10 protein-coding genes are annotated in these 13,571 nt (G+C 54.5%); 6 read left to right on the top strand and 4 right to left on the bottom strand.

Annotated features, from left to right (window positions below):
- The 3 genes from BN4275_RS00040 to BN4275_RS00050 form a co-directional block, all read right to left on the bottom strand.
- On the bottom strand, positions 1-880 hold an 880-nt coding region (locus BN4275_RS00040), incomplete at its 3' end, for a hypothetical protein (RefSeq protein WP_079987951.1).
- A 300-nt stretch (positions 881-1,180) separates the two neighbouring features.
- The gene (locus BN4275_RS00045) at positions 1,181-2,266 is read right to left on the bottom strand and encodes a hypothetical protein (protein ID WP_066452439.1); all 1,086 of its coding nucleotides are present in this window, start codon (positions 2,264-2,266) and stop codon (positions 1,181-1,183) included.
- 201 nt (positions 2,267-2,467) lie between these two features.
- Entirely contained in the window at positions 2,468-4,402 is a 1,935-nt protein-coding gene (locus tag BN4275_RS00050) for a DnaB-like helicase C-terminal domain-containing protein (protein ID WP_066452440.1), read from the bottom strand.
- 294 nt (positions 4,403-4,696) lie between these two features.
- On the opposite strand from BN4275_RS00050, the gene BN4275_RS00055 reads away from it, so the two are divergent.
- The 5 genes from BN4275_RS00055 to BN4275_RS00075 all read left to right on the top strand — a co-directional run bounded on the left by BN4275_RS00055 (position 4,697) and on the right by BN4275_RS00075 (position 11,527).
- Positions 4,697-5,509 (top strand): ParA family protein, encoded by an 813-nt coding sequence (locus BN4275_RS00055; protein ID WP_066452441.1) that lies wholly within the window; start codon positions 4,697-4,699, stop codon positions 5,507-5,509.
- Positions 5,510-5,593: 84 nt separating this feature from the next.
- Entirely contained in the window at positions 5,594-6,010 is a 417-nt protein-coding gene (locus BN4275_RS00060; RefSeq protein ID WP_066452442.1) for a hypothetical protein, read from the top strand.
- A 1,248-nt stretch (positions 6,011-7,258) separates the two neighbouring features.
- Positions 7,259-8,590, top strand: coding sequence for a DNA recombination protein RmuC (locus tag BN4275_RS00065; RefSeq protein ID WP_066452443.1), 1,332 nt, complete (start codon positions 7,259-7,261; stop codon positions 8,588-8,590).
- A gap of 24 nt (positions 8,591-8,614) precedes the next feature.
- Positions 8,615-10,555, top strand: a complete 1,941-nt coding sequence (locus tag BN4275_RS00070) for an ABC-F family ATP-binding cassette domain-containing protein (protein ID WP_066452444.1) — start codon at positions 8,615-8,617, stop codon at positions 10,553-10,555.
- A gap of 30 nt (positions 10,556-10,585) precedes the next feature.
- The gene (locus tag BN4275_RS00075; RefSeq protein ID WP_066452445.1) at positions 10,586-11,527 is read left to right on the top strand and encodes an AEC family transporter; all 942 of its coding nucleotides are present in this window, start codon (positions 10,586-10,588) and stop codon (positions 11,525-11,527) included.
- A gap of 72 nt (positions 11,528-11,599) precedes the next feature.
- Here BN4275_RS00075 and BN4275_RS00080 read toward each other — a convergent pair whose 3' ends face one another.
- Positions 11,600-12,235 (bottom strand): GntR family transcriptional regulator, encoded by a 636-nt coding sequence (locus BN4275_RS00080; RefSeq protein WP_066452446.1) that lies wholly within the window; start codon positions 12,233-12,235, stop codon positions 11,600-11,602.
- A 181-nt stretch (positions 12,236-12,416) separates the two neighbouring features.
- On the opposite strand from BN4275_RS00080, the gene BN4275_RS00085 reads away from it, so the two are divergent.
- Positions 12,417-13,559, top strand: a complete 1,143-nt coding sequence (locus BN4275_RS00085) for a mandelate racemase/muconate lactonizing enzyme family protein (protein ID WP_066452447.1) — start codon at positions 12,417-12,419, stop codon at positions 13,557-13,559.
- The last annotated feature ends 12 nt before the right edge of the window (positions 13,560-13,571 follow it).

The raw sequence follows: 13,571 nt of genomic DNA on the forward strand, positions 1-13,571 counted from the left end.
CGTCCCACGGAATGCCAAGGGTCAGGGTCGCGCGGGAGGTCGACGGGATGGTCGGGTTGGTGACGAAGTCATAGAACCACAGGTCAGCGTCAACCGGATCGCCGTACTCAGCGTACAGGGTGCGGTCAGTGCTGGTGGACAGACGGGCATAGAATTTGGAAGCATCGTCGTCAGCTTCGAACTTCAGAGCGGCACGGTCGTCGCCCCAGATCAGGGTGTTGGTGTCGTTGTCGTCAGGATCGAAGTAAACGCGGTCGCCAGCGTCCGGGTTGTCATCGTTGCTCTTCTTCTCGTTGTTGATCCAGAAGGAATACGGGATAACGATCTCGTCGCCCTTTACAAAAGCTTCATCTTTTCCACCGATCTTGTCGGTGGAATCTTTCTTCGCGGTGAAGGTGATTTCACCGTCAGTGTGGATTTCGGAAGTGGTGGTGGTGTCAGCAATTTCGATCTTGAGGCGAAGCGCACGATCGCCTCCCGGGATCTTCTTGTCGCCGTCATAAGAGATCTTTTTGATCATCTTGCCATTGGTATCTTTGTCAACATCAAATTTGAAAAGATCTTTGTCCTGGATGGATTTAATCGTTGCGCTATGGTTGTTAGCGACAGCGCCAGTTGTATCCCAGTTTACACCTGTAATATAAGCATAAACGATCGAATTCGGGGCAATGCGATCCTCGGCCAAGATAGAACCGTCAGCGCCCAATTTGACCTCAGTATCCGCATATTTCTCGTCATCATCGTCGTAGAATACAGCGGCAGAAACCTTACCGGTGACAGCCTTATCGTCTCCAGCCTCCAGTTCCTTCGCCATAGCAGCGACGGAAGCAAAGCTCATGACCATCGCAGCGGCCAGGATTCCCGAAAGAATCTTTTTCATTGGAAATTCCTCCTTAATAAGTGTAAATCAGTTTTGAAAAGCGCGTAAGGAAAGGTCCTCCAACCCTTGCCTTAACTGTTACCAGTATATCCCGCGAAACAGGAAATGTCAAGGGCTTTTTGTAACCAAATTGTAACTTTTGCAATTTATTTGTTACCGCTCTGTCACTTTTCTTACAGTTATTGGAAATTATTGTCTTTTATCGCAATTATTTATGAACAATTTGTAAACAAACACAAAAGGAACGGACGTGGAGAGCCGTCCGTTCCTTTGTATCATACAGTTATGATTGGGGGTAAATTAGAAGCCAGTGCCAGGGTTGACTTTGTCAGCGTCGACAACTTCGTCAGCCGGGACTTCAGCATCAGCGTCAGCTTCGGTAACCGGAGCTTCAGCAAAGATGTAGGTGCCCAGGGTGCGGGTCTTGAAGCGGAAAACGAACTCATCGTCGTCGTTCCACAGGAAGGTACCCTTGGAAGTGATGTCAACCAGCTCGCCGTCAGCAGTCTCTTCGTAGACAACGATCGCATCCTCGTCAACAGTCAGCTCATCGTCCTCATCGATGTAAGGAACATTCAGGTCGAGCTGCGCACGGGAGGTGGAGGAGATGCTCGGAGTGCCAACCCAGCCGCGGATGAACGCGTCCTGATCATTGAACAGTTCCGCATATTTGCTATTGTCCCATTTGGTGGACAGTTTCGGGAAGTACTTGACAACGCTGGAATCAGCGTCGAAGGTCAGGGTTGCGAGAGTTTCGTTCTCATCTTCCCACAGAACGGTGTTCTCTTCGTTCTTGACGGGTTTGAACATCTCGCCGCCGGTGCCGGCAGCACGATCGATGTCATCCTCTTCGATGGTCTTGTTGCTCATGAAGATGGTTTCGGTATCGAACTCAACTTCAAAATCATTGTCTTTGTCAAATTTATCCTTGGAGGTAAATTTGACGCTGAATTTAAGTTTGTACTCGTTGTCAGTCTGATCGTCTTTCAGCTTCGCAGCGATGACCCAAGTGCGGTCGCCATCGATCTTAACCTGATCAACTTTGAGGGAAGAGAACCATTTGCCGCCCTCTTCTTTGTCGATCTTCACTTTGAAAAGATCGGTATCAGCCAGCTGTTCAGCGGTTGCAGTTTTTGCCTCGACAGGGTTTTCTCCCTCTACTTTTGCAAAAGTGACATCCGGAATGACATAATAATAGGTCTTGTCCGGAACGGTTTCCAGAACATCTTTATCAACGTCATAGCCCGGGAATACGTCCTTGGCATCTTTAAGGTAGACATCAGAGAAGTTCTTGACATCCGGTGCGCCGCCTTCAGCAGCAAACGCGGTAACGCCCAGAGACAGAACGGTGGCCAGCGCCAGAACGAGCGCAAGTACCTTTTTCATTGGGAATTCCTCCTAGTAAATCATTTTGTGGGAAAAATCTCTCCAAATTTCTCCTGTGGTCATAATTCTATCCCAAAATCTTCATATTGTCAATGGGTTTTGTCATAGTTTTGTAACTTTTTGTTACCGTTTTGTCATTTCTTTGAAAAACCGACCGGCTTTTTCGAGCATTCTACCGATCATTCCTTGCCCCCGGCAAGATTACCGTACCGCGCCTTCGCCAAAATAGCCAAAGCGCGCGATATAAGCATACTCGATGCGCGCATATGGCACGCCGTTTCGGTTTTTGAGCAGCACCAGCTCAACCGCGCGCGGGCTGCGCGCCTTGGCGGCGTTCACGTCGAACCCCGGCTCCCCCGCCCCGGAAAGCTGCAGGCCCAGCAGCACGTCGGAGGAATATTCCACCGCGCCGCTCTCCTTAAACGCCTCCATCGAAACCGCGTTGCGGTAATTCTCCCGGTTGAAGCTCGAAATGGCGAGCACCGGCAGGTCGAAATCCCGGCTGATGCGTTTGAGCTCGACCACGCTGCGGTCGGTGTTCTGTTTGTCGGTGGCGCGCGGATCGGCGGGCTTGAGAATCTGCAGGTAGTCCACAACCACAACCGGCTTGCAGCCGCGCAGCCGGATATGTTCGCCCACCGCGGCGCGGATATCCGCCGCCGAAATATCCCCAATCCCTTCCCGCAGGAAAAGCCGGCGCGCTTCATATTTATATTGTTCGATCGAATTGCTCAGCAGAATCCCCCGTTCCGGCGTGATGTCCTGCCGCAGCCGCATCACCTGCCGGGCGGTGAAGGCGTCCGCATGCTCCGCCGCCGGGTCGTTTTGATAGGTGAGGCGGGAGATGCTCTTAGACATCAGCTCCATACGGCTCATCTCCAGCGAAAAATAGAGCACGTCGGTTCCATGCGCCGCGATATAATCCGCTATCTGCAAAACAAACGACGTCTTGCCCAGCGACGATATCGCGCCGATGATATAGAGCCCGGCATAAAGCCCGCCGTCCAGCACCCGGTCGAGCGCGTCAAAACCCGTCGGGCAGGCGTCGCGGGAGGCGCGGCGGATCGCTTCGTCAAGCAATTCCCCCACCGCCGCCGCCGCGCTCGTCTTTTCATAGGCCCGCCGGTCGGCATCCGCCGATAAGCCCAGCACTATCCGCAGCACTTCCCGGTCGCGCATCAGCAGTTCGTTAAAATCTTTTACCTGCGCGGGCAGCTGGATTTCCCCGCAGGAAAGCTCCTGCGCCCGCAGGCCTTTGGCCAGCTCCGCGTTCATCCGGCGGCCCGCCTCGTCCGCGTCGCCCGCCGCGATCAGCTTATATCGGTTTGCGGCGGCGGGATTCGCCCGGCAAAGCTCCAGGAATTTGCGCACATTCGCCGCGCCGCAGAGCGCCACCGCCTGATAGCCGCATTCCTCCGCCGACAGCGCGTCGAGGATCGATTCGGTGATGAAGAGGGCGCCCCCCTCCCCTTCCCCGTGAAAATAGCGCGCGCCGAAAATCTCCATCGGGCCGGGACTGTTTTTATACCGTGGCTGGAGGGTATCCGAAATTGCCCGCGCGCAGTAGCAGATACATTTCCCATCTTCAAACACCGGCATCCATGCGCGCCCGTCCGCCTGGAAAAGACGGTATTTTTCGCAGAGCCGCCGCGAAATGCCGCGCTTTTCAAAATATTCCCCGCCGAGCCCGTGCGTCTTGATCTTTTCTTCAATGAGCGCCGTATAATCCGCCTGCGGCACGGACTCCTGCGGCGCAGGCAAAGTGGCGGCGGGGAGCGTTTTCCGGATGGCCGCGGGCGCACGGGCGGACAGAACCGCCCTGTCGCCGCGGCCAAAATCTTCCGGGAACGGCAGGCCGAAGATATCGCAGGCCTTCTTTACCTGACGCGGAAAACTGTCGCAGTCCGGGTAATCCATTGCGATCACATCAAAGATGTCATAGCTCGCGCCGCAGGAAAAACATTTGAGCTTGTGCGCCTGCTGGTAATAGGACATGCTCGGGTGGCGGTCCTCATGCTGCGGGTTGATGCAGCGGATAAGGCGGTTTTTCCGCCCGCCGATGAGGATGCGCTTCTGCGCCATGTATTCGGGCAGCAGCCCGCGGAGCTCTTCGAGAAGCCGTTCATTTTTCTGCATGGGGAGTTCTCCTTTCGCCGCGCATATCGTCGGGAATCCATGTTATGTAATGTAGCACAATGTATTCGCGAAGGCAAGCGCTCATCTGTTAATCTTTATATTCGTTTTTCTATTAGAAATTATATTAATTAATATAATAATTTATGTAATATTCATTATAAAACATATTATAATAAAAAATATAATATAAATAATATTGTCGAATAAGATCGCAAATATATTCTTGCATATATATTCCAATCTATGTTATAATGGATTCGGTAATAGATTCGCTTATCGCACAGGAGGGACATTATGGGCAAGATCATCACCTTCGGAACCTTGAAGGGCGGCGTCGGCAAGACAATGCTCTGCTTTAATATCGGCGGGATCCTTTCGCAGCTCGGCTACCACGTACTCGTGGTCGACAGCGACCTGCAGGGAAACCTCACCAACAATATGGGCATCGACCGTACCGATCCCGATCTCTGCACCACCTACGATATCTACAACATCGAATCCGAGCAGCCCGCGCCCGGACGGCTGATCCTTAAAAGCCCAATCGACCGGCTGCCGGGGCTCGACATGATCGCCGGATCGATCTTTCTGCACAAGGCCGAGCTCAAGATTGCTTCGGTCGCCGGGCGTGAACAGATCCTTTCAAACTATCTCGCCGACAATCAGGATTTTTTCGGCCAGTACGACTACATCCTGATCGATACCAATCCCAGTATGTCAATTGTCAACCAGAACGCATTTCTCGCCTCCGACGCAATTATGCTGGTGAGCGACGTTTCGATGAACGCCATCGAAGGCGCCCAGCTTTTCATTGCGCTGTGGGAGGAGGCCCGCCGCAGGCTGCGCCGCGCGGACAATATCAAGGGGTTTATCGTCAACGATTTCGACGCGCGCAACCGGCTTTCGGCGGATTTCCTGGAATTTCTGCGCACCTCGCCCGACACCGCCGATCTGCGTGAAATCCTCTTTGAGACGATCATCCCGCGCAATGTGCGCATCACTGAAAGCGAGCTGGCCGCCGTCCCCATTTCCATTTATGACCTGCGCTCCAAAGGATGCGACGCGATTGCGTCATTAGTCGACGAAATGCTCGCAAAAAAGATCCTATAATATAGTGTGCCGGACCAGACCCTCCGCCAGGCGGGCCGGGGCCGCGCGATGAACAGAAAGATCCTTGCAGGGAGGAAGTACATCATGGCAAATAAATTTACAAAAAGCGTCCTGGAACGCCAGGCGAAAGAGTACAAAACCCACCGCGCCCAGCCGGAAACGCAGGACATCCCCGCGCCTGTGCAGCAGGCCTCTTTGGCCGGCCCGGTTGTCTCTGCGGAAGAAACCGTCCCGGCGCAGGCAGAACTTGCGGCGGCCGTCTCGGAACCCACCCCGCCCGCAAACCGCAGGCCCGCAGCTAAAAGCAGGCAGCAGCAAAGCGCAGCGCCGATTCCCGACTTGACCGCGTTCATTGTGCGCGAGGAGGGGAGAGCCGCCAAAAACAAAACCTTTTACCTTGACGCGGCTGTCATCGAAGCGATCCACCGGGCCGCGACCGCGCAAAAAGTCACCGACAGCAAGCTGGTAAACGATATCCTCAAGAAGATCCTCGGCGTTTAAATGTAAAGCTTATTGCCATTACATAAAAACACGAGATATTGGGGATACCGCTAACCGAAAGTGAGTACCAAACAAATAATATAATTCTAGTTATCGAAATTTATATCCCTTTTACACGGGTTTTCATCGATTTTCTTCTGTTTTTATTTTTCATCGAATCATCCCGGACAAACCCTATTTTACAGGATGTAATTTTGCCCCGCCGGTCAGCTAACCGAAACTGGGTACCAAACGAAATAAATTTTCTCGAATTTTAAATTTATCTTCTGATTTCTCTTATTTTTTCGTTTTTCATACATTTTTCCAAACTGTATCCATTCCCTGAAATCCTGTAAAGTAATTACCTTGCGTATTAATTTCCCGACATTCCCCGCGATGGTACCCAGATTCCCGGCAAAAGCCTGCCTGCAATTTGGTTCTTCAGAAACTGACCACCCGCTCCGCCAGCTAACCGAAACTGGGTACTCTTGCTGCGAATTTTTCAAAATTATCCGCTATTTTCTCTGTTTTTCAGAAGATTTCTTTCATTTTCTCGATTCCACCATATCGGGATACGCCCCCATCCAAAATGTCCGCAAAGTCCCTTTTTAAGCCGGATTGGAGGTCCCTCGCCGTACACCGGACAAAAATTCACTCAATTCCTTCAGACACCACTAACCAAAACTGCGTACCCAAAAAACAGTTTTCCCATTTATCCCTCCCATTCTCCAAATTTCAGGCTTTTTTGGGGAACTGCTCAAATTCTCATAGGGGCCCTGTCCGCGCGGTGAGATCCCTGTGCATTGGGACGGCATCGGCAAAGGCGCGGGTCTACCTGCCCGGAAACCCAAATGATAACTGTTCCATGGTTATTATATCAGATCCGCCTCCGGAGCGGACTCACCGCTTCTTGCCACCCCGCAAACCAAAAGTGACCACTGGACAAGCCAAAACTGCCTACCGGACAAGCCAAAACTGACCACCCGGCAAATTGACGCGTAATGCCCAAAAGGCCGCTGATTATGCTGGTAAATCAACCCATACTCCAAGGCTAAATTATGGGTGTATGTACTGTATGTAATGTAAGTACTGTAATAAAAAAGTAACGGCCTGCCTTTTCATAAGGCAGGCCGTCCTTTTTCTTTTGGCAGAATGAAAAAGGACCGATAAAAAAAGAGCGGGCGGTATTCCCTTTTTTTGATGTTTATGGTAAAATAATTCTAATTGTGTACAGAACGGGAATGATAAGCGGGGAAGAAGGGAATTTCAGTGCAGGAAATCCTGTTGTGGCTGGGGGCCGGTTTCAGCCTGTTTGCCTGCATTTTTGCAGGCGCGGCGTTTTTGACGGCACGCAGGTCCGCGCAGGAAAGCGCGGATTTCGATCCCGCGCCAATCCTTTATGAATTGGAACGCCTGCAGGAGCAGTTTCTTTCCGAAGGACGGCAGACCCGGCAGGAAACCCATCAAAACGTCGCGCGCACCGTGGGAACGCTGGGGGCGCAGCTTTCAAACGGGCAGCGGCAGCTGTCCGAACAGCTTTCCCGCCGGCAGGACTCCCTGCAAAAAACAGTCTCGGATGGGATGCGCGGGATCGACGCGCGTTTTTGTGCCTTTACGGCGCAGAATGAACAGCAGCTTTCCGGAATCCGCCAGACGGTTGAAACGCGGCTGGAAGCGATCCAGCAGGACAATGAGAAAAAGCTCGAGCAGATGCGGCAGACGGTGGATGAAAAACTGCAGCGCACCCTCGAAAACCGGCTCAATCAGAGCTTTCAGGTGGTCGGCGAACGGCTCGAACAGGTTTATAAAGGCCTGGGAGAGATGCAGAGCCTTGCCGCCGGGGTTGGAGACCTCAAAAAAGTACTTTCCAATGTCAAAACGCGCGGCATCCTCGGGGAGGTCCAGCTTGGCGCGATCCTTTCCGAGATACTCGCGCCGGAACAGTACCGCGCCAATGTCGCCACCAAACGGGACAGCCGCAATGTTGTGGAGTTCGCGGTGGTGCTGCCGGGGGATGGGGAAACGCCTGTTCTCCTGCCGATCGACGCGAAATTCCCCTCCGACGCATACCTGCGGCTGACCGAAGCGTATGAAAAGGGCGACCCGGCCGCGGTGAGCGAAGCGTCGGCAGTGCTGTCCTCACGTATCCGGCTGTTTGCAAAGGACATCCGCGACAAATATATCGATCCCCCGGGCACGACCGATTTTGCGGTCATGTTCCTGCCGTTTGAGGGGCTTTACGCCGAAGCGCTGCGCCTGGGCCTGCTGGAACCGCTCCAGCGGGACTTCAAGGTGACCATCGCCGGTCCAACCACAATGGCCGCGTTTCTGAACAGTTTGCAGATGGGTTTCCAAACGCTGGCAATTCAAAAGCGCAGCGGGGAAGTTTGGGCGGTACTGGGCGCGGTCAAGACCGAATTTGACCGGTTCGGGGAGGTGCTTGCGGCGACCCAGCAGCGGCTTGAACAGGCGAACAGCGAACTCGACAAGCTGGTCGGTGTGCGTACCCGCGCCATCCGGCGGCGGCTTGAAGCGGTGAGCGCGCTGCCGCAGCAGACCAATATGCCGCCTGTGCCCGGGGAAGACTTCGGGGAAGATTGAACGATTGGGAATGGAAGAATTCTTATGTTAGTAAGCCTTGAAAATGTAACCAAGCTGTTTGCCGACAGGATCATCTTTACAGGGGTGAACGCCACGGTTGAAGAAGGGGACCGGATCGGCCTGGTCGGCGCGAACGGCGCGGGAAAGACCACCCTTCTCAATGTCCTCAACGGGGATTATCCGCCGGACGAGGGGGACCGCGCGGTTTTAAGCGGCCTTTCGATCGGTTTTCTGCGGCAGACGAGCGGACTCGACAGTGAAAATACCATTTATGGGGAGATGCGGTCGGTCTTTGGGGAACTGCTCGACGCGCAGGCAAAGCTCAGGCGCCTGGCCGCGCGGATGGCACAGTATGCCGACCACGCGGACGCGGAATATATCGCGCTCGCGGAGGAGTATAACCGCCTGCAGGCCTGGTTTGAAACGAATGAGGGCTATCAGATCGATGTCAAAATCCGAACCGTTCTCAACGGTATGGGATTTGGGGACCGGGATGATCGCACGGTCTGCGGGACCCTTTCGGGCGGCGAAAAAACCCGGCTTGCGCTGGCCAAGCTCCTGCTCGCAAACCCAGGCCTGCTCATGCTCGACGAGCCGACCAACCATCTCGATTTCGCAACCCTGCAGTGGCTCGAAAGCTATTTACAGGAATATAAGGGCGCCATTGTTGTGGTTTCGCACGACCGGTATTTCCTCGATAAAATCTGTAACAAAATCTGGGATCTTGTGGGGCTTCGGGTCAATGCCTATAAGGGGAATTATACAAAATTTACCGCGACGCGGCAGATGATCTATGAACGCCAGCGCAAGGAATACGAGATGCAGCAGGCGCATGTGGCCAAGCTCACCGATTATATCGCGCGCAACAAGGTGCGTGCCTCGACCGCCGCGATGGCCAAGTCAAAAGAGAAGGAGCTCGCCCGGATGGAGCTTGTAAAGCTCCCGCCGCGGCCGGTCACGCCGGTGCGCATGGCGTTTCGATATGAACGCGAACCGGTCAAGGACGTGCTGCATGTCGAGGGGCTGACCCTCAGGGTGGGGGAAGGCGCGCAGGAGAAACAGCTTTGTGAAAAGATCGATTTCGACCTGATGCGCGGAGAAAAGGTTGCGCTGGTCGGCGCCAACGGCGTGGGGAAATCCACCTTTTTGAAGGTGCTTCTCGGGCTGGCCGAACCGGTGGAAGGGCGGATTCTCTGGGGCAGGAATGTGAAACGCTCCTACTTTGAACAGGAACAGACCGGGCTGAGCCCGTTTAAAACGGTGCTTTCCGAGCTTTGGGACCGGTTCCCCGCAACCTATGAGCAGGATGTGCGCAATGTACTGGGGAATTTGCAGTTCTCCGGGGAAACGATCAAAAAGGAAGTCCGGATGCTTTCAGGCGGGGAAAAGGCGCGGCTCAAGTTCGCCATTATGATGTATGAGGGCGGAAACGTCCTCGTCATGGACGAACCGACCAACCATCTTGATTTGCCCACCAAGGAAGCGCTCGACAAAGCGCTTATGGAATTTGAGGGCACTATTTTAATGGTTTCGCATGACCGTTATCTGCTTTCAAAGGTGCCGACCCGGATTGTTGAGATGTTCCCTGATGGGTTCAAAAGCTATCAGGGCGGGTATGAATCGTACCTTGCAGCGACCGAAGCGGAGAAGCCCGCGCAGGAAAAACCGGCGGAAAAACCCGCCCCCGCCAAACCGGAAAACGAATACTACCGCAGCAAGAAACAGCGCGCGCTCGAAGTGGCGCGGAAAAAACGGCTGCGGGAAGTTGAACAGGAAATCTCCGACCTGGAGCTTTCGATCGCATTGGAACAGGAGCGGCTCACCCAGCCGGAGATTTCGAGCGATTATCAGAAGGTGGCGGATCTGTGCGCGCAGCTGGAAGCCATGCGGATCCAGCTTGGAGGGCTGATGGAAGAATGGGCGGAGCTTTCCGAACAGGTGGAAGCGTCCGCCGGGAATATGTAAAATCTACGACAGAATAAGAGGTCTGCACAGATGTCAATCGGTATCATACTGGCCAAACAGGTGGCGGTGATCACGCTGCTGATGGCGGTTGGGATTTTCGCCAAAAAGCGCGGAATCCTGAATCTGGCCGCCGCAAAGAATATTTCGGATTTTGTCCTGATCGTGATCACCCCGATGCTCATGCTCCAGATTATCCTGGAGGATTTTGCGGTTGAGAAGTTCCGGGAGCTGGGGATCGGCATGGTGGTGGCGGCAATTTTCCATCTCATGGCGATCGGCGTCACAAAGCTGCTCATCCGTCCGGACCCATCCGGAATCCACAATCTCGAACGTTTTGGCGCGATCTGCTCGAACGCGGGCTTCATGGGATTGCCGCTGATGGTGGCGGTGCTCGGACCGGAGGGAAGGGTGCATTCAGCAGCCTTTCTCACCGTGATGACCGTCTACTTCTGGACCCACGGGCTCATGCTCATCAAAGGGGACAAAGGGGTCAGCGCCAAGGAGATCCTCACCGCGCCTGGAATTGTGGGGCTGGCGGCCGGGCTGGCGATCTTCTTTTTGGGTATCCGCCTGCCGGAGCCGGCAATGCACACCATCGATTACCTCGCAAGTATGAACACCCCGCTGCCCACCATCATCACCGGCGTTTTTGTCGCGGACCTCGATTTTAAAAAGGCCTTTACCAACCTGCGCGCCTATTGGGCGGTGGCGGTCCGCCTGCTGGTTCTGCCGGGCGTTTTTATTCTGCTCCTGTGGCTGCTGCGGGTTCCGTACTGGCTGCCGGGCGGCGGGACGATCGCGCTGGCGGCGGTGATTTCCTGCTGCTGCACCTGTGCGGCCAACACGGTTATGATGCCGGTTTCCTATGGCGGGGACGTACAGCATGGCGCCAGCCTGGTGGTGATGTCAATGCTCGGGTCGCTGGTGACCATTCCGCTTGTCGCTACCGTGGCCGAGATGGTTTTCCTTTGATTACATAAGGCTGGAAACCAGCTGCTTTCGAAAATAGTGAAAAAACGCCCGTGGATTCTCCACGGGCGTTTTTTAATAGATATGGGTTTCAAGATGCTTTTTGATCTTCTTTGCGTCATGCGAGCGGATGAAGGAGATGTATTCACGATGCTCGCGGCTGACTGTTTCAAGATCGAAGTGCTGGATGCCCTGATAGAGCAGGCGCGCGTGAATTTTTGCGATAATGATATTCCAAAGCGCGCAGATGGTTGCGTTGGCGGAATGTTCGACAAGATAGGTGTGCAGCGCGATGTCAAGGTCAGTCAGCTCGTCAAGGTTTTCCTTGTGGCAGGCTTCCTCCATCTGTCCGACCAGCGAATCGAGATAGGCATAGTCCTCGTCGTTCAGATCCTTGTAGGCGTTCTGGGCGACATAGGTTTCGATGATCCGCCGGATCGGAACGAAGATCTCCTCGGTCTGCTCGGGATCGATCTCCGCGACCACCGTTTCCCGGTAGGGGTGGGAGTAGATGAGCCCCTCCTGCGCCAGGCGGCTGAACGCTTCGCGCACCGGCCCGCGGCTGATCCCCATCTGCGCGGCGATATCGGCTTCCCGCAGACGGTCGCCGGGCGCGAGGTCGCCGCGGATGATCGCCTGTTTGATGGAATCGTAGGCAAAATCCTTGCGGGAAAGCTGGGGGGTTTTGGAAAATTTGAATGTATCTGGCATAGTCACAATCCTCTTTGGCCGGAGACCGGCCTCTTCTTTCTATAGTAATGATAAAGCATTCGGGATTGAAAATCAAGTAGAAATTGCATAAAGAAGATTGTTAACAATCTACAATTGACTTTTTGAAAAAATGATGTAGAATAAAGGCAGGTCGAGACCGAAAACCATTTGAGGTGATAACGTGAAAATAACAAAAGTGGAAGCCATCCCTGTCCGCCAGCCGGGCGAAATCCAGAAGATCAACGACAGCGCCCAGGACGGCGTCATCATCAAAGTCTACACCGATGAGGGCATCACCGGCTACGGCGAAGTCGATTCCGCCCCCTGGGTTGTCAAAGCCATCATCGATTCCCCGGTGTCCCACCGCATCTGCCAGGGACTGGGCCAGTCGATCATCGGCATGGACCCGTTCCAGACCGAACGGATCTGGGAGACCATGTACTTGAACAGCATGTTCTACGGCCGGCGCGGCGCGGTTGTCCATGCGATGAGCGGCATCGATATCGCGCTTTGGGACATTGTCGGCAAGGCGCTTGGAAAGCCGATTTACCAGCTGCTCGGCGGGGAGTTCCGCAGCAAGGTGCGCGCCTACGGCAGCACGCTGATGCCGTACACGCCGGAGGAATCCGCCGAAGAGGCGCTCAAGTGGAAGGAGCAGGGCTTTTCGGCGGTCAAGATGGGATGGGGCGGCTTTGAGCTTCCGTTCCGCGACAATGTAAAACTGGTTGAGGCCGCGCGCCGGGCGATCGGAGACGACATGGATCTCATGCTGGATATCGGCTTCATTCCGTCGCCCGACTGCCCCATCGATTCCGCCTCGCGGCTGCTGCTCGCCAAAGAACTGCGGCAGTACAACCCTTACTGGATCGAGGAAGCGGTTTCGCCGGACGATTACGACGGATACAAGATGCTGGCTGAATCGATTGACACCAGAATTGCCGGCGGCGAGAACGAATCCACCCGTTACGGCTTCCGGCAGCTGATCGAATACTGCAAGCTGGATATCCTGCAGCCGGACATCACCCGATGCGGCGGCCTCACCGAGGCGAAGAAGATCGCCACCATGGCGCAGGCGCACAACATCACCGTTGTGCCGCACGCCTGGAGCAGCGGCATCGTCATCGCTGCCTCGCTGCAGCTGATCGCGTCGATCCCGAACGCGAACCTGCTGGAATACTGTGTGTGGGACACCCCGATCCGCAAGGAGATGCTGGTCAGCGACTTCACCCTGAAAGACGGATACGTCAGCGTGCCGCAGGGGCCGGGGCTTGGTATCGAGCTGGACGACGCCGCGATTGAAAAATACCGCTGCGACCGGTTCTAAACAGGGGATAAG

Origin of the sequence: Anaerotruncus rubiinfantis (genome assembly GCF_900078395.1) — a bacterium.
GTDB classification, from domain to species: Bacteria; Bacillota; Clostridia; order Oscillospirales; family Ruminococcaceae; genus Anaerotruncus; species Anaerotruncus rubiinfantis.